At 60.7% G+C, this 17,319-nt stretch carries 16 protein-coding genes and 1 pseudogene; 8 read left to right on the top strand and 9 right to left on the bottom strand.

From position 1 onward, the window contains the following. Positions 1–73 precede the first annotated feature (73 nt). From aceE to fabV, 4 genes are all read right to left on the bottom strand, one after another. On the bottom strand, positions 74–2,764 hold the full coding sequence (aceE, locus tag BC443_RS02495; RefSeq protein ID WP_071230265.1) for a pyruvate dehydrogenase (acetyl-transferring), homodimeric type: 2,691 nt from the start codon (positions 2,762–2,764) through the stop codon (positions 74–76). A gap of 373 nt (positions 2,765–3,137) precedes the next feature. Further along, the gene (gene ampD, locus BC443_RS02490; RefSeq protein ID WP_071230264.1) at positions 3,138–3,770 is read right to left on the bottom strand and encodes a 1,6-anhydro-N-acetylmuramyl-L-alanine amidase AmpD; all 633 of its coding nucleotides are present in this window, start codon (positions 3,768–3,770) and stop codon (positions 3,138–3,140) included. Further along, on the bottom strand, positions 3,767–4,753 hold the full coding sequence (locus tag BC443_RS02485; RefSeq protein ID WP_071230263.1) for a GlxA family transcriptional regulator: 987 nt from the start codon (positions 4,751–4,753) through the stop codon (positions 3,767–3,769). Before BC443_RS02485 ends, ampD begins: the two co-directional genes overlap by 4 nt. A 44-nt stretch (positions 4,754–4,797) precedes the next feature. Then, a complete protein-coding gene (gene fabV, locus BC443_RS02480; RefSeq protein WP_071230262.1) occupies positions 4,798–5,997 on the bottom strand; it encodes an enoyl-ACP reductase FabV in 1,200 nt (399 codons plus the stop codon). A gap of 292 nt (positions 5,998–6,289) precedes the next feature. Here fabV and BC443_RS02475 point away from each other — a divergent pair, with 292 nt between their 5' ends. After that, entirely contained in the window at positions 6,290–6,694 is a 405-nt protein-coding gene (locus tag BC443_RS02475; protein WP_071230261.1) for a hypothetical protein, read from the top strand. A gap of 22 nt (positions 6,695–6,716) precedes the next feature. On the opposite strand, the gene BC443_RS02470 is transcribed toward BC443_RS02475, so the two are convergent. Beyond that, positions 6,717–7,211 (bottom strand): glutathione peroxidase, encoded by a 495-nt coding sequence (locus tag BC443_RS02470; protein ID WP_071230260.1) that lies wholly within the window; start codon positions 7,209–7,211, stop codon positions 6,717–6,719. A gap of 173 nt (positions 7,212–7,384) precedes the next feature. Continuing rightward, entirely contained in the window at positions 7,385–7,891 is a 507-nt protein-coding gene (locus BC443_RS02465) for an NUDIX domain-containing protein (RefSeq protein ID WP_071230337.1), read from the bottom strand. 225 nt (positions 7,892–8,116) lie between these two features. On the opposite strand from BC443_RS02465, the gene BC443_RS02460 reads away from it, so the two are divergent. Next, positions 8,117–9,781 carry an acyl-CoA dehydrogenase family protein gene (locus tag BC443_RS02460; RefSeq protein WP_071230259.1) on the top strand — a complete coding sequence of 555 codons (1,665 nt, stop codon included), beginning with the start codon at positions 8,117–8,119 and terminating at the stop codon, positions 9,779–9,781. A 46-nt stretch (positions 9,782–9,827) separates the two neighbouring features. Here the strand turns inward: BC443_RS02460 and BC443_RS02455 are convergent, their stop codons facing one another. Continuing rightward, the gene (locus BC443_RS02455; protein ID WP_071230258.1) at positions 9,828–10,436 is read right to left on the bottom strand and encodes a LysE family translocator; all 609 of its coding nucleotides are present in this window, start codon (positions 10,434–10,436) and stop codon (positions 9,828–9,830) included. Positions 10,437–10,616: 180 nt separating this feature from the next. Between BC443_RS02455 and BC443_RS02450 the strand changes: the two genes are divergently transcribed. After that, positions 10,617–10,940, top strand: coding sequence for a DUF883 family protein (locus BC443_RS02450; RefSeq protein WP_071230257.1), 324 nt, complete (start codon positions 10,617–10,619; stop codon positions 10,938–10,940). A gap of 157 nt (positions 10,941–11,097) precedes the next feature. Continuing rightward, a complete protein-coding gene (locus tag BC443_RS02445; protein WP_071230256.1) occupies positions 11,098–11,508 on the top strand; it encodes a carboxymuconolactone decarboxylase family protein in 411 nt (136 codons plus the stop codon). Between the two features lie 148 nt (positions 11,509–11,656). Here the strand turns inward: BC443_RS02445 and BC443_RS02440 are convergent, their stop codons facing one another. After that, a complete protein-coding gene (locus BC443_RS02440) occupies positions 11,657–12,385 on the bottom strand; it encodes a Crp/Fnr family transcriptional regulator (RefSeq protein WP_071230255.1) in 729 nt (242 codons plus the stop codon). Positions 12,386–12,714: 329 nt separating this feature from the next. Next, complete coding sequence (locus BC443_RS02435; RefSeq protein ID WP_071230254.1) at positions 12,715–13,329, bottom strand: hypothetical protein; 615 nt, start codon at positions 13,327–13,329, stop codon at positions 12,715–12,717. A 546-nt stretch (positions 13,330–13,875) separates the two neighbouring features. On the opposite strand from BC443_RS02435, the pseudogene BC443_RS02430 reads away from it, so the two are divergent. From BC443_RS02430 to BC443_RS02415, 4 genes and pseudogenes are all read left to right on the top strand, one after another. Further along, positions 13,876–14,071, top strand: a pseudogene (locus tag BC443_RS02430) (general stress protein); the annotation flags it as partial. Between the two features lie 357 nt (positions 14,072–14,428). Next, positions 14,429–15,259 carry a Crp/Fnr family transcriptional regulator gene (locus tag BC443_RS02425; RefSeq protein WP_083387171.1) on the top strand — a complete coding sequence of 277 codons (831 nt, stop codon included), beginning with the start codon at positions 14,429–14,431 and terminating at the stop codon, positions 15,257–15,259. 140 nt (positions 15,260–15,399) lie between these two features. Next, positions 15,400–16,668 (top strand): cytochrome P450, encoded by a 1,269-nt coding sequence (locus BC443_RS02420; protein ID WP_071230251.1) that lies wholly within the window; start codon positions 15,400–15,402, stop codon positions 16,666–16,668. A 195-nt stretch (positions 16,669–16,863) separates the two neighbouring features. Continuing rightward, the gene (locus tag BC443_RS02415; protein ID WP_071230250.1) at positions 16,864–17,307 is read left to right on the top strand and encodes a hypothetical protein; all 444 of its coding nucleotides are present in this window, start codon (positions 16,864–16,866) and stop codon (positions 17,305–17,307) included. The last annotated feature ends 12 nt before the right edge of the window (positions 17,308–17,319 follow it).

Below are 17,319 nucleotides of genomic sequence, written 5' to 3'. Positions count from 1 at the left end.
AGGCAATCTGGCTACCGCCCCGCAGGGCGGCAGCGCCTTGACGTGATACTCCGGTCCAGACCAACCGCAGGGCTCAAGACAACAGAGGGCTGGGCTTGGCGGGATCGATGCCGTACTTCTTCATGGCATCGTTGACGACCTTGACGTCGATTTCGCCGCGTTTGGCCAGCGCACGCAGTGCCTGAATCGTCACGTAGTAGCGGTCGACTTCGAAGAAGCGACGCAGCTGCTCACGGGTATCCGACCGGCCGAAGCCATCGGTTCCGAGCACGTGGAAGTCGGTCGGCACCCAGGCGCGGATCTGGTCGGCGTAGAGCTTCATGTAGTCGGTCGATGCGATGACCGGCCCTTCGACACCGTCGAGCTGCTGCACGACCCACGGCTTCTCGCGCTTCTCATCGTAGTCGAGGAATTGCTGGCGATCGTACTCCAGCGCTTCGCGACGCAGTTCGTTGAAGCTGGTCACGCTCCAGACATCGGCCACGACGCCGTGGTCTTCCGCCAACAGTTCGGCGGCCGCTTCGACTTCGCGCAGGATCGTGCCGCTGCCCATGAGCTGAACCCGCGGTGCCTTCTTCTTGCTGGCGTTCTCGCCCGACTTGAGCAGGTACATGCCGCGAACGATGCCTTCTTCGCTACCTTCCGGCATCTGCGGGTGCGAGTAGTTTTCGTTCATTACCGTCAGGTAGTAGAAGCAGTTTTCCTTGTCCTGGAACATCCGCTTCAGACCATCCTGCAGAATGACCGCCAGCTCGTGACCGTAGCACGGATCGTAAGCGCGGCAGGTCGGCACGGTGGACATCAGGATATGGCTGTGGCCGTCCTGGTGCTGCAGGCCTTCACCATTGATGGTGGTACGGCCAGCGGTACCGCCGACCATGAAGCCGCGCGCCTGAAGATCACCCGCAGCCCAGACCAGATCGCCCACGCGCTGATAGCCGAACATCGAGTAGTAGACGTAGAACGGAATCAACGGCAGATGATGGTTGGCATAGGACGTGGCCGCCGCGATCCAGGCGGACATGGAACCAGCCTCGGTGATGCCTTCCTCGAGGATCTGGCCTTTCCGGTCCTCGCGGTAATACATGATCTGGCCGGCATCCATCGGCTCGTACTTCTGCCCTTCCGCGGCGTAGATACCGAGCTGACGGAACATACCTTCCATCCCGAACGTACGCGCTTCGTCGGGAATGATCGGCACGATGCGGGAGCCCAGTTGCTTGTGCTTGACCAGGCCGTTGAGCACGCGCACGAAGGACATCGTGGTCGAGACTTCGCGGTCGCCGGTGCCCTTGAGCTGAGTGGCGAACATCTTGTCGTCGAGACCGGGAATTTCCATCGCCTCGAAGTCGTTTCTGCGCGCCGGCAGGAAACCGCCGAGCTTCTCGCGCTGGAGATGCAGATACTTCATCTCCGGGCTGTCGTCTTCGGGCTTGTAGTAGGGAATGTCGCCGCTTTCGATCTGCTGGTCGGAGACCGGGATGCCGAAGCGATCACGGAACGCCTTCAGCGCATCGACGTCCATCGACTTGATCTGGTGGGCTTCCATGTCGGCTTCGCCGTGGCCGCCGCCCATGCCGTAACCCTTGACGGTATGCGCCAGGATGACCGTCGGCCGGCCGTTGGCGTTGTTGACCGCTTCATGGTAGGCCGCGTAGACCTTCTGCGGATCGTGACCACCGCGATTGAGACGGAAGATCTCCTCGTCGGAGTAGTCCTTGACCATCTCGGCGGTCTCTTCGTACTTGCCGAAGAAATTGTCGCGGGTGTACTTGCCGCCCTGCGCCTTGTAGTTCTGGTATTCGCCGTCGACCGCCTCGTCCATGCGCTTCTGCAGCATGCCCTTGGTGTCCTGCTCGAACAGCGGATCCCACAGACCGCCCCAGACTACCTTGATCACGTTCCAGCCGGCACCGCGGAAAACACCCTCGAGCTCGTCGATCACGCGGGAGTTGCCGCGTACCGGGCCGTCGAGACGCTGCAGGTTGCAGTTGATGACGAAGATCAGGTTGTCGAGCTTCTCGCGGCTCGCCAGGTGCAGCGCGCCCAGGGATTCCGGCTCGTCGCACTCGCCGTCGCCCAGGAATGCCCAGACCTTGCGGTCCTTCATGTCTTCCAGCTCACGCGAATGCAGATACTTCATCACGTGGGCCTGATAGATCGACTGGATCGGCCCCAGACCCATGGAAACGGTCGGGAACTGCCAGTAATCCGGCATCAGATAGGGGTGCGGATAGGACGGCAGCGAATTGCCGTCGACTTCCTGACGGAAGTTGTCCATCTGCTCCTGAGTCAGACGACCTTCCAGGAACGAACGCGCATAGATACCCGGCGTCACGTGCCCCTGGATGTAGAGGAGATCACCCTTGTGGTCGCCGTTGTCGGCGCGGAAGAAGTGGTTGAAGCCCACTTCGTAGAGCGTGGCGCTCGACTGGTAGCTGGCGATGTGACCGCCCAGCCCCTTGTGCTTCTTGTTGGCCCGCAGGACCTGCACCATGGCGTTCCAGCGAATCGCCGAGCGGATCTTGCGCTCGATGAACATGTCGCCGGGAATCTTGGCTTCACGATGCTTGGGGATGGTGTTGCGGTGCGGCGTGGTACCGGAAAACGGCGGTGAAGAGCCATCGCGACGCAGGCGGTCCGCCAGCCGACTCAGAATGTATCGAGCGCGCTCTTCGCCCTCATGCTCGACGACCGAAGCCAGGGAATCCAACCACTCCGTGGTTTCGACCGGATCGAGATCTTCTCGTGTCTCCAGACTCATAGACAACTCTCCGAATGGGAAAAGGTTTGCCATTCGCCCGACCGGGGCGGGTAGCCGCAGCGGGGCTTGGGAATATGCGCTCTTCGGTGCCGGCACGGCTCTTTTGGGGCCGTTTTCCGAGATTTATTGGCCGTAATGAAATTACAGCAGGCGTGCGTGACGCGAGAAATCAGGCGAAGAAGATACCGCAAACGCCCGCATCTGCCAATTCGCGGACACATCGATTGTGCTAGAGGCGGCGCGTAAATGCCCCAACTTCAGCAACTTGAAGGTCAATCTCGCACAGGAAGCGAGTACCGTTCCTGTAGCCAAATGCCCAACGTCAGGATCGCAGGCAATCCATGCACACGACACCCCCACAAAAGCATAGCATTCAAACGATCTCCGCCAGGCAACGCCGCAGATAGGCCCAGTCGAACGTAGGGCCGGGATCGGTCTTGCGCAGTGGCGCAATGTGCGCGTGGCTGGTAATCCGCGCGCTCGAGATCGCGGGATAGCGCTGCATCAGCGCGCCCAGAACCCTCGCCAGCGCACGGTACTGCGCCTCTCGATAGGGTATCTCGTCAGTGCCTTCGAGTTCGATGCCGACCGTAAAGTCATTGAGCCCTTCGCGCAGCTGCCTCTGGCGCTGGATGAGAGACTTCCCCTGGCGCGGCAGCCTTTCATCCAGCCAGCGCGACTTGCCGGCATGCCAGGCACGCCGGTCGAACGGCACGAACTGGACACACTCGCCATCGCGCCGAATCAGCAGATGCGCCGAGACCCGCAGCGAGGCGATCGCAGCGAAGGCCGGATGCGCCTCCGGGTCCAGCGTATTGGTGAACAACCGTTCGATGGCGTCGCCGCCAAACTCCCCCGGCGGCAGGCTGATGCCGTGCAGCACTACGGCCGATATCTCGCCCGCCGGCCGCTCATTGGCATTGGGTGATATCACCCGGCGAGCGGAGCCCAGCCAATGGCCATCGATCAGGGCGCTGCCGCCGCCCCCGATATCCTGATACTTCATGGTTCGCCTCCGGCCTGTCCCAGTCGCTCATCGCGCGGGCTGATGCCGAAATGATGGCGATAGGCGGTGGAAAAATGCGCCCCCGACGAGAATCCGTGGGCCAGCGCGATCTCCCCCACCGCCTGATCGCTTTCACGGAGCAGCCGGCGCGCCTGTTGCAGGCGCAGGTTCAGATAGTAACGGCTGGGCACGGCCTGCAGGTGCTTCTTGAACAACCGCTCCAGCTGGCGGCGCGACAGGCCCAGGTGCGCCGACAGTTCATGCGTGGTCAGCGGCTCCTCGATGTTGGCCTCCATCAGCGCCACGGCATCGATGAGACTCTGCGGCGCGTGCCCCAGACGCGAGCGCAGCGGCAACTGCTGCGGCTCGTCGGCCATGCGAATCCGCTCGCAGACGAAATGCTCGGAGATCCGCTGCGCCAGCCCGGCGCCCTGCTGCTGCCCGATCAGCGTCATCAGCATGTCCATCGCCGCGGTACCGCCGCCGCAGGTGAGGCGGTCACGGTCGATCTCGAACAGCTGATGCGAGACATGGATCGTCGGGAACGCCCGCATGAACGCATCGGCACTGGCATAGGGGATCGAGGCCCGATAGCCATCCAGCACGCCGGCTCTTGCCAGCCAGTGGGTGCCGCCGGCGATACCGCCCAGCGTCACGCCCCGGCTCGCCAGCCGGTGCAGCCAGTGGATCAACGGCTCGCCCGCCTCTTCCGCCGCGCCCATGCCGTTCGGCGTAGGCGCGCAGACGAACAGCATGTCGAGATGGCGCGCATCGCTGCCGGCCACGCTCTCCGGCGAGAGCGCCAGTTCTGTCACGCTCTTCACCGGCCGGCCGTCGAGCCCGAACGTGGTGGCGGTATAGAGCCGCCGTTCCGCCAGCATATTGGCGATGATCAACGGCTCCATGGCGCAGGCCTGCGCCAGCAGGGAGAATCCCGGCAGCATGACGAACCCCACCTGGCGCGGGGTGCCCTGTGCATTCATGACCGATTCATGACCGATGTTTCATGCGGTGAGGTCGCGCGCGATCAAACCTGAACGACGTCGAATTTCACCAGCGGATCGACCTCGGCATCGTAGTCCACGTCATCGCGCTCGAAGCCGAACAGCTTGAGGAACTCATGCTTGTAGCCAGCGTAATCGGTCAGCGTGAACAGGTTGTCGCTGGTGACCTGCGGCCACAGATCCTTGCAGGCCTGCTGGATATCGTCGCGCAGCTCCCAGTCGTCCAGGCGCAGACGCCCGGCTTCGTCCACTTCCGGCTCGCCATCGGCGTAAAGGCGCTCGGCGAACAGGCGGTTGAGCTGGTCGATGGTGCCCTCGTGAACGCCCTGCTCCTTCATCACCTTGTAGACCATGGAGATGTAGAGCGGCATGACCGGGATCGCGGCGCTGGCCTGCGTCACCACGGACTTGAGCACGGCCACGTTGGCACCGCCGCCGGTCGCCTTGAGGCGCTGGTCGATTTCGCCGGCGGCGCGATCGAGATCTTCCTTCGCCTTGCCCAGCGCACCGTGCCAGTAGATCGGCCAGGTGATATCGGTGCCGATATAGCTGAACGCCACGGACCTGGCACCCGGCGCGAGCACGCCCGCCTTGTCCAGCGCATCCATCCACAGCTCCCAGTCCTGGCCGCCCATGACTTCGATGGTATCGGCCACTTCCTGCTCGGTCGCCGGCTCGACGGAAGCCTCGGTGATGGTGTCCTTGTTGGTATCGATGGCGGTCGCCGTGTAGGTCTCGCCGATCGGCTTGAGACTGGAGCGCTTGACTTCGCCGCTGTCCGGCAGCTTGCGCACCGGCGATGCCAGCGAATAGACCACCAGATCGATCTGTCCCATGTCTTCACGGATCAGCTCGATCGCCTTGTCGCGGACTTCATGGGAAAACGCATCGCCATTGATCGACTTGCTGTAGAGCCCCTCGGCCTTGGCGAACTTGTCGAACGCCGCCGAGTTGTACCAGCCGGCAGTGCCGGGCTTGGTCTCGGTCGCGGGCTTTTCGAAGAATACGCCCAGCGTATCGGCGCCGTAGCCGAAAGCCGCCGTAATACGCGCCGCCAGCCCGTAGCCGCTGGATGCGCCGATGACCAGCACGTTGCGAGGGCCAGCTTTGCCATCGCTCAGGTTGGCGCGGGTGGTCTCGATCTGTTCGAGTACGTTGCGCTCGCAGCCGAGCGGATGCGTCGTGGTACAGATGAAACCGCGAACCTTGGGCTTGATGATCACGTCTAACCTCGTCTTCTACTGCGAAACGGAAAGCCCGGCGAGTCTTGCCGGGAAATGGCATGGGTCGAATTCTAGCAGGTCGAATGCTATCCGGGCGCATTCTAACAGGGTGGTAAAAAAGGGGGACGAACTCGCTTGGCCAGCTATGATCCAGTTCGCAGCGCGCCGTTATTCGACAACCAGCGCCCAAGCTTGTCTCACCGCTGCGGGTATTCGAAGATAACCACCGGCAAGCCGAGCCAGCCCAGAGAGCCCAGAGAGCCCAGAGAGCCCAGAAAGCAGAGAAAGCCCCATGCACCACGAGCAAGAAATCGAAGACCTGGTCCTCCGGCGCGGCGCGCTGTGGCTGGCGCTGTCGCCGCTATGGCTCGAGCGCGAGCCGCGCGAGTCCGAATACGCCCGCATGATCCGCGAGATCGAAGCCAGCGCGCTGACGCTGCAACAGCTGGAGTGGGTCTATCGGCTGGAAATGTCGCCGGTCATGGCGCGCAATCAGCTCTCCATGGCGGGCGAATGGCGCGCGTTCGACGAAACGGCGCTGCTGACGCGGCTGGTTCGCCACAACCGCAAGCTCGGCGGCTGGCGCAAGGCCCTATGGTCGCTGTTCTCGGGATTGACCACGATGATGAGCCGGCCGCGCTTCAATGAACTGGCGATCCGGGTCATGGTGGCCCGAGGCGAACGCCCGCCCGGCTAGCGATACCCAAGGGTACGCCGACTCAAGCCGAGAACGGCGTTTCCAGCGCGTCCTCGATGGCATGACGCAGCGATCGCGGTGCGGCGCGCGGCCCGAAGCGACGGATGACCTGCCCGTCACGCCCCACCAGAAACTTGGTGAAATTCCACTTGATCGGCGTACTTCCCAGCACGCCGGGGGCGTGACGTCGCAAATGCACGAACAGCGGATGTGCCTCGCGCCCGTTGACCTTGATCTTTTCCATCATCGGAAACGTGACCGCGTAGCGCTGTTCGCAGAACGTGGCGAACATGGCCGAGGATTCCGGCGACTGGCGTCCGAACTGGTTGCAGGGAAACGCCAGTACGGTGAACCCCTGGTCGCGATATTGCCGATAGAGCTTTTCCAACCCCTCCATCTGGGGCGTGAACCCGCAGCGGCTGGCAACGTTGACGACCAGCAGCACCTGGCCGCGCAGCGCGCGCAGATTGAAGGGTTCGCCGGCGTGTGTCCGGCAATCTTGCGTATATAACGACATCGATGAGTCGACCCGAGAAACGCTAGTGTCAAATCGTTGGGACCGAAGCGCGAGCGCAAGGCATCGCGCTTTCTCTGCACATCCCTCTGAACACGGTGGCTGATCAGAAAGCCGGTCCGGCCAAGGATTCAGGAAGCCGGTCCGGCCAAAAGAGTGCCACGCCAGCCGCGACTTCACCAGTGATCGAGCGAGACGGCCTTCGACAATGCCACCCGCGTGTCCGGCGTCGCCTTTTCCAGCGCCAGCGCCTCCGGGATCGGCAACCAGCGCACGGCGGCGACCTCCTCCGGCTGCAGGCGAAGCGGCCCGTCGTAATTAACCCAGTAGAGGCTGCCGTAGAGATTCAGCCCGGCCTCCTGGAACATGAATTCGCCACCGGACATCAGCTTGACGCCGCGAATGCCGAGTTCCTCGAACAGCTCCCGCCGCGCCGCCGGCCGGGACGCCTCGCCCGCCCCCACCACGCCGCCCGCGGCCAGGTCGAACCAGCCCGGATGCGTCTCCTTGATCGATGTTCGCTCCTGCACGCAGATTTCGCCTTTTCCATTGCGCACGATGATGTATGTCGCCCGATGCCAGCAGTTCAACCGCCGCATCGTGGCTCGCGAGACGCTGCCGCAGGGCCGGTTGCGCGGATCGACGAGCTGGACCTGCTCGTCCGCGATGATCCGCTTATTCATGGAAAGCGGGCTCATGGAAAACGGGCTCATTGAACACGGACTCGTTGAAAACGGGCTCATGGAAAACCTGCCTGTAGAAGAGCGGAACCGCAGCGTATCACGGGTGGCTTCGACCCGGTCCACTGGCGGTACGAGTGGCGCCGTCGGCATGCCGCATTGGTCGAAGGAAGCCCACGGCGCCGAATGTCCGGTTTATGCTCGAGTCAGCCCACTCGGAGAATTCACATGGCCGACTATGCACCCCGCACCGAACTGACCACGCACCGGGTCGAGAATCAGCCAGCCCCCGAGCCCGAACGCGACCTGTGGCGAGACGATCGCCCATTGCGCGAGGCGGTGTCGCACTTCGCACCGGACTGGGTGAGCGAGCGTCTGGCCCCGCTGGGCCAGCGCCTGGGCTCGGCAGAAGTCGAACGCTGGGGCGAGCAGGCCAACCGATTCCCGCCCCAGTTGCACGCTTTCGACCGTCATGGGCGGCGCCTGGACGAGGTCGACTACCACCCTGGCTATCACGCACTGATGGCGCTCGCGATTGGCGAGGGCTGGCACGCCGTCGCCTGGGAGCGCGAGCATGACGGCGGGCACCAGGCGCATGTCGCCGCGCTCTATCTGTTGACCCAGGCCGAACCCGGCTTCTGCTGCCCGATCACCATGACCCACGCCGCCATGCCCGTGCTGCGCCATCTGCGCGACGGCGAGGCATGGCGGACCCGGCTGCTGGGCCGAGCGTACGAACCGGCGGCCCTCCCCGCCTGGTACAAGACGACCAACACCTTCGGCATGGCCATGACCGAAAAGCAGGGTGGCAGCGACGTGCGCCGCAACAGCACGCGGGCGCGGCCGGTGTCGTCGCCCGGCCCCGGCGAATGGTATCGGCTCGAGGGGCACAAGTGGTTCTGCAGCGCGCCAATGTCGGACGCCTTCCTGACGCTGGCCCAGACCGACGATGGGCTCTCCTGCTTTCTGGCGCCGCGATTCACGCTGGAGGGCCAGCGCAACGCCATCGAGATTCAGCGGCTCAAGGACAAATGCGGCAATCGCGCCAACGCCTCGGCGGAGATCGAATACGTCGGCGCCTGGGCGCAGCTTGTCGGCGAGCCAGGTCGCGGCGTGCCGGCCATCCTGGAAATGGTGCAGCAGACGCGGCTCGATGCCGCCACCGCACCGGCAGGCATGATGCGTCAGGCAGTGAGAGAAATCTGGAACCACGTGCAGAAGCGACAGGTCTTCGATCGCCGGCTGGCCGACCAGCCCTTGATGCAGCGTGTCGTCGCCGACCTGGAGATCGAAACCGAGGCCAGCCTGCTGCTGGCGATGCGAGGCGCCCGTGCCATGGACCGCGCCGCGGGCGACGAGCATGAAGCCGCCCTGGCACGCCTGCTCCCCGCGCTGGCCAAGTTCTGGCACAACAAGCGCGGCCCCGCGTTCATGGCCGAGGCGATGGAATGTCTCGGCGGCATCGGTTACGTCGAGGAAACGCCGCTGGCGCGGCTCTATCGCGAAGCCCCGGTCAACTCGATCTGGGAAGGTTCCGGCAACGTCATCTGCCTGGACGTGCTGAGAATCCTGGAACGGCACCCGGCCAGCATCGAAGCGTTGCAACGGGAACTCAACCTGGCCCGGGGCCACCATTCCGCCTTCGATGCCGCCGTCGACTCGCTCGGCGACCGACTGACGGCCAGCGCCGAACGGCTGCAGGCCGAGGCGCGCTGGCTAGCGCAAAGCATGGCGCAGACGCTGCAGGCCGCCCTGCTGATTCGTCATGCCCCTCATGCCATCGCCGACACCTTCTGCACCACGAGGCTTGCCAGCGCGTCGCCGATTTTCGGAGTACTGCCGGCCAACGCTCCCGTGCCCGCGATCCTCGAGCGTCTGAAGGAAAGTGTCTGAATGAAAAGGAAAGCGTCTGAATGAAGTGAGCCGCCCGGACGCAGACTCAGCCCAGAGCCACACGAGCCGCCAACCCCAGCAGGACGATGCCCGTCAGGCGGTGTATCCACGCCGCGTGTCGCTGCAGCCACGGCAGCACGCGGGAGTGGGATAGCAACAGCGCCACCAGCACGTACCAGCCGCCGTCCACCAGCGTGGCGGTGGCCACGATCAGCCAGCGCCCGGCCATACTCAGATCGGCGCTGACGAACTGACTCAACAGTGCGACGAAGAACACGATCAGCTTGGGATTGCCCAGCGCCACCAGCAGGCCATCGCGCATGGCGCGGCGCCAGTCGCTCGCGCGCTCGGCAACGTTGAAGCCGCCGTTACCGCTGGCCCGGAGAGCCTGAATGCCCATCCAGGCCAGATAGAGCGCGCCGCCCCAGGTCACCAGCCGATACAGCCAGGGCTGGTGAACGATGACCGCCGCCAGCCCCAGCACGGTCAACCCCGCGTAGAGACCGACCCCCAACGCATGGGTGACACCGGCGATCACGCCACACCAGCGGCCGCCACCGACCGTGTTCTGCATGACCATGGCCAGGCTGGGACCCGGCGACATGGCACCCAGAGCGCAAACCGCCAAGAGAGACAACCAGAGTTGCAACGACACGTCGACTTCCTGTTTCCGCCATTGAAATCCGCGCATCGACTATACCTGACGCTTGCCGCCCGGCCGACTCCACGAGGCACCGACCAACGAGCGATCGCAGGATTTCCGGCGGCACGGGCACTTTACAGCGTCTACGCTGTCATACGCACTCAGGCCCATAATCCATCAGGGAGGTGAAACATGAGCCTATTCAAGCGTGAAGACCGTGAAGCCCGTACCGATCGCATTCGTGCCGATCTGGACGATATCGGCGATCAGGCCCAGGCACTGGGACGTGACCTGCGAGACGACACACAAGACGCGATCGAAGAGGCACGACTGCAGAGCGAAGCGCAATATGCTCGCATGGCGGACCAGGCCCGCCAGCGCAATCGCCGGGTCAAGCGTTCCGCCAATCAGTCGGTCAACGAGTGCGACCGTTACGTGCGTGAACATCCGTGGTCCAGTATCGGGGCAGCCACGCTGGCTGGCGCCGTGATCGGCTTGTTGATCGGCCGCCGCTAGCCTGTCTGACGCCCCGCCAGGCGGGGCGTTCTGTTTCCTGACCCTGCCTAAACCATAGTTTCAATCTTTAACTGCTATTAAACATTCCAATCAAGGCTGTGGAAACTTGAGAACGATAGTCGTTTAATCGCTTGACACCTGAACTCAGGAGACCGAGATGAACGCTAACGAGTGGCAAACGATCGATGTCAAAAACATCGACAAATCAGCGAGATCACTGCACGCCTGCTCACTGGATCCGTCCATTCGCTGCCTGGCGGAGCTGCGTGCCTCGCAGATCAACGGTTGCCTGAGCTGCACGCATTTTCGTCGCGAACAGGCCGAAGCACTGGGCATCTCTCCCAGCAAGTTGCAGGCGCTGACTGCCTGGGCGGAATCCGACGAATTCGATGAGCGTGAAAAAGCCGCATTGGCCTGGTGTGAGTCCTTCACCCACTTTCGCCCCGCCAATCCGGCCACGCGCAAACTGGCGCTGAATGCGTTCTCCCCGCGGGAACTGGCGGATCTGACCATGGCGATCGAAATGACCAGCGCACTGAGCCGCGCCACGCGCCGCGCAGCGGTCTAGCAGGACTCGACGCCCAGCTTCATCTCGGCTCGCTCTCGTTAGCCACGAGGGCGAGTTTTGTCGTCTGGCGTTTGCTTTTCGCCCCTCACTTCTCGCTCCTCATTGGTTAAGGCGAAGCCGAAGTGAAGCCTGCAGGCAGAAGGATCGATCAGGCAGTGTAAGCGACGCGATCCCGCAGGCACCCCATTACGCCGCTCTCGCGGGCCAACGTGGGCATATCGAGCACGGTCACCCAGCCTCGGGCGAGCTTGATCACCCCTTCTTGCCGAAACGCCGTCAACGTTCGACTGACGTGAACCGGCGATAGCCCAAGTGCATCGGCAAGCTGCTGTTGAGACAACGGCAAGCGAAAGCACTCACTCGGATCACCACCGTTACGTTGCAGACGGCAGAATATCTTGAGCAGCAAATAAGCTACGCGCTGACGAGCACTGCGGCGCGAGAGATGCACCAGTCGCTCGCTCAGCACAGCCTGCCGATAGGAACAGACTGCAAAGCAGACCGACATGAGACTCGATGACTCACGTAACAAGCCCAGCAACTGGCGGTTGGCGATAGTGCAAATCTCGCCATCTTCCAGCATGGCGACGCTGGAAAGCCGATATTTGAACGGAAATTCATGCAACCCGATGACATCGCCGGGCAGAAATATGTCGAGGATGTGCCGCGTGCCATCCTCCATGTAGCGAAACGAATAAGCCCACCCTCGTCGCAATGCGCAGAAATCACGTACGAAGTCGCCCTCGTGCCAAATCACCTGTCCCTTGGTGACATCAGTCGCAGCACCTTCCAGTGCGTCGAGCTGGCGACGATCGTTTTCAGAGAGTGTTGCATAGCGACTGAAATGGTGGGCAATACAGCCTTCCTGCTGACCCATTCACGCGTGCCTTCTTAAATTTTTCAAGCATGACAGCATGTTAGCGAAAGGAGTTACATAACATCGGTTAGATAGCAGGGTAAATACGGCAACGGGATTGTTCGAGGCACTTAATTGCAGGGATCTCTTCAGCACGGTTCAACAATGATTCAGTGCTATCCAGGAGAACGATACGTGGAGCTATAAGTCTTGAAGCGAGATACATTTGGATACATCAAACAATGACAGCTCAGAAACCGGGCCGCCAAAATGCCGCTCGCCGACTGTCCGCCAGAGAATGTACGGAAAGCCGGCGAGCGGTGTCAGGCCCGCCGTGATCGAAAAGGCCGTTACCCCACCGGGCGATTCAAGGTACCGATCAGATAGAGGTCGTGCAGGTAGGCATCGAGCCGGGAAATGCCGTGCGTCATGGCAATCACGGCGTAGATGAGCAACATCAGGATCCATTCGCTGTTCATCCATGCCAGCGACGCCACGGGAACCTGATAGGCAATCGTATAGAGACTGAGCCCACCGAAGAACATCACCACCAGACAATTGATCAGCACCAGCGTCAACAGCACGGGGCGACTGTCGCTGGCGGGCGGGCTGGTCTTCCAGGAGAGCGGATGACGCACACGGACCTGACCATTGGAGACGATCTGACGCTGACGACGTAGCAACGCCGCCAGATATTGCGATGCATTGGGGCGGGAGGCCGCAGAAAGCACGAGGCGTTTGTCGAAGCGTGCGCCGAATAGCCGACCGACGAGTTCCAGAAACCCCTTGGACTCTCCCGTCGTCGCATACTGCGCCGCCTGTCGCGACAGCTGACCAAGCGGGCTGTCGCTGTTCGCCTGGCGCTCGTCATCTTCGAAGTTCTGGGCATAGTAGATGTCGTAAACCTGATAGACGGAAATCGCGACGCCCACGAAAATCAGCAAGAACATCAATACGCTCAGCATGCTTACCTACTCCTCAGCCTTCCCGTCGAGAGTCGGCATCATAACAAGCCGACCTCGGAACAAGCCATGCACATCAAGTGCGACAATGGGTCACTGTGATCGTCACCTGTCAGGCGGTCACCGACGTGCACCAGCGATGCTCATCCGAGCAAAGTTCGGCTTCAGTTGGTCTCCATGAGGCCGTCGCTTGCCGACACGAGCCTCCGCCTCCTTCCTTCATGTTTTCCTCCCTGGTTGCCCTCCATGTTCATGATGGTTAAATAGCGCCCATTTTTCATTCGCGCAACATTTAACCTGGATCATGTTTTAAACGACCTGCGCAATCCTGACCTTTAAACAATCACTTGCATCGCATTAAACCGAGCATGACCCTCGGAAAATAAAGAAACATCGTTTCCTAATCACACTTAATAACATTTAAAAACCTGATTAACTCGACCATTAATCAGATTCCACTATCTTGAGTATTGACGGCGATACGCCATCATTTGTACTGAACCTAAGGAAAGGGAGAGTTGAAATGACTAACCGTAATCCCGGTAATTTTCAGAATGATCGTGAGAAGGCTTCGGAAGCCGGCCACAAAGGCGGCCAGAAAAGCTCAGGCAACTTCAAGAACGATCCCGAGAAGGCGGCAGAAGCTGGCCATAAGGGCGGTCAGGAAAGTTCCGGCAACTTCAAGAACGATCCGAAGAAGGCCTCCGAGGCTGGCCACAAGGGTGGCAAAAGCCAAGGTCATTGAGCTTGGCCGAAGCGCAAATAGGCAGGGCTTCAGGGCTCTGCCTTGAAACAGGGTGTTTTTGATGACCTGAAATGCGATGACCTGAAATTTGATGACCTGAAAGGTACGGCACGGTCTTCTGAACAGCCCGATGAAGAATAGGATTGTGAATCACTCATCTTGTTCTTTCCTATGTGGCGGATAGTGAAGTTCTGTCAACCATATCGCCAAGAGGCAAAGTCAAGCGACGATCAGCCGTGCCGGCGTTTCGCATGGAACGTCATTGAGCGGATCAACGATGCCAAAACGATTCTCGAAGAAAGACTAAAGCCAATCCTGCCGGATCATCTGACAGAACATTTGCCGAGGTAAATCACTATGTCTTCGCTAGCCGAAGTTACTGGCCGAACATCCAAGCTTTCCCGACGAGTCTCGGCGAACTCCCATTTGTGGCATGACTATTCACTCTATTTCGAAATTTTCTCTCATCATGCACCGCTGTCGATCAGCAACCGCGAAACATTGGCCGAGCTACAGCAGGCACCTCGCCGCTTCAAAAAGGGAAGCGTCATCAAGAACCACAGCCTGAATGCCAAATATCTGCTGGCGATTCAAGATGGTTGGGCGTGTTCCTGTCGCGTCACAGAAGAGGGCAAGCGCCAGATCATCGATCTCTATCTGCCAGGTGACATCGTTGGCCTACGTGATTATCACACTGGCGGTCGCTTCGACGAGGTCACCATGCTGACCGACGGTCTGGTCATTCCGATGCACAAGTCCCAGCTCGATCAGGCGATGCAGAAGGATCACAGCCTGGTGAATGCGATGCTTGCCGCTACCATGCATCAGTGCAACATCATGGCAGATCGACTCAATAATCTGATCAGTCATGATGCAACGACACGGCTCGCCTATTTCATTCTCGAGCTGCATGCACGACTCAATTTTTCTCGCTCTGAAATGAGGGATCTGACTATTCCTCTGTCCCAGCAGGTCATCGGTGATCTGTTAGGCATGACCAACGTCCATGTGTGCCGCTGTCTGAGCCAGCTCGAAGCCAAAGGCCTACTAACCCGGGACAAAGACTCGCGCAACATTCGTCTTCTCGATTATCCGGCGCTACTGACATTGGCCGGTTTCCATACGGCCTATCTGCATAGCTGTAGTCGCACCAGGCAACGTGCCGCCACGGCATCCAAATCGCACTGATTCGATAGTCGATTGCGCTGATTGCCGCCTTGACGGCGTTGGGTCACGAGCCTCCACGGTTCAGCAAGAGCGAGGACCGTGGCTGACCGTTCTCGCAACGCTTCTTAGCCTAGCCAAGGTATCTCGATCGGGATGGATGAATGAGCCGTTACCAGGAAGCTCCCCGGGCAAACCGGGACTGTACGCTTGCGTTGATACAGGAAGGGTACGGCTATATCGGATCGCAGTGTGACCGGCTGGGCAGCGATGTATTCCGCTCCCGGCTCATGTTGCAGAAGACCCTGTTCCTGCGGGGCGAGGAAGCCGCCCGGCTGTTCTACGACCGGAATCGGTTGACCCGAGAGCAGGCGGCCCCCAAACGGATGCAGAAGACGCTATTTGGCGTTGGCGGCGTCCAGGGGCTCGAAGGCGAATCCCATCGGCGGCGCAAGGCGATGTTTCTCGCCTTCATGTCCCAGGCGAGAATCGACGACCTGCTCCATCTCGTCGAGCAGACCTGGCAGGCGCAAATGCCGCACTGGCAATCCGGTGCGTCTCTCGTATTGCTCGACGAGTTCCATCAAATGCTCTGTCGCGCCGCCTGCGACTGGTGCGGTATCGCGCTGAAAGAGAAGCATGTGGCGGAAATGACGCAAAACCTCGTGCTGATGATAGAAGGAGGAGGCAGCGTCGGCCCCAGGTACTGGAAAGCCCGTCGCGCCCGCCACCAGACCGAAAACACCTTGATATCGATGATCGACGACTATCGGCGCCGCCCCGAATCGGCGGATTCTGTCCTTCCCCTGCCTGCCTTTGCCGATTTCCGGGACGAGACCGGCGCCCCCCTTCCCAGCCGTATCGTGGCCGTCGAGCTTCTCAATCTGATCCGCCCGATCGTGGCCGTCGCGCGCTATATGGTCTTCACCGTGCTGGCGATGCATGAACACCCCGACAGCCTCGCAAAGCTGCAGCAGACGGCAGGAAGCAGCCTCTATCGCCGTGGCTTCATCGAGGAGGTTCGGCGCTACTATCCCTTCTTCCCCTTCCTCATCGCGCGAGTCAGGCAGGATTTCGTCTGGCGTGACTATCGTTTCCATCGCGGCTGGCAAGTCGTGCTGGATCTTTACGGCACCAATCACGATCCCAACCGCTGGAACGAACCCGATCGCTTCCTGCCGGAGCGCTTCGAGCAGGAAAGCGAAGACTGCCATCGCTTTGCCACGATCCCGCAAGGCGGCGGCGAGCATGCGACCGGCCATCGCTGCCCCGGAGAGTGGATCACGCTGGCGCTGATGGACTTGACCATCGACAAGTTCGCCCACCAATTAAGCTATCGCGTCCCCGACCAGGACCTTTCGATAGCCCTGACTCGCATGCCCGCCAGACCACGCAGTGGGCTCGTCATTGATCAGGTCGGCCGCATCGACTGAAGCCCGATATCCGCCAACCGACGGTGCCCCAGGCGCGAACGCGACGGATACTGTCCTGGCGCGCTTGCGCGTATCCGTCGCGTCGAGCCCCTCACCTTCCATTAAAAAAAACTAATCCATGTTATGGGTCATGTCATAATTTGAAACTATCATTTACAGGTTGCCAATTAACCCAACCTCTTTTGATAGATTTTCATGAAATACGCCATCCAAGTATCAAAAGACAATGCTGGTTATATCGCGCTATGCCGAGAATTCCCCAGATTCGTCGCCACCTCGAAAATTCTCGAAGACCTGTCTCAGCTCACCGTTAAGAACCTGAGCGCAATCATCAGGGATTGCCTCGCCAATTCAGAATACGTGTCTCACAGCGTGGAGGTGGATGAGGCAAGGCATGTCTGGCACCCTCCCATCAGCATTCGCTTCAAGGTAGCTATCTCGAACGGCCTCATCGAGAAAGGCTGGTCACGGGATGACTTCGCCGGCGCCATGGGATTGACGCTTTCCAGCATGAACAATTTCTTCGATATCGCGGTCAGTACGCGTCTGTCTACCTTCGATAAAGCCTTTCATGTTCTCGGTCTGTATCCGCATCTGGATGTCATCGAATCGCCAGGCGATCTGTTCCTGGATCCGTGAGTCTTTTCCGCT

The organism is Salinicola sp. MIT1003 (genome assembly GCF_001858555.1).
GTDB classification, from domain to species: Bacteria; Pseudomonadota; Gammaproteobacteria; order Pseudomonadales; family Halomonadaceae; genus Salinicola; species Salinicola salarius.
This window is presented reverse-complemented; position numbering and strand designations above follow the sequence as displayed.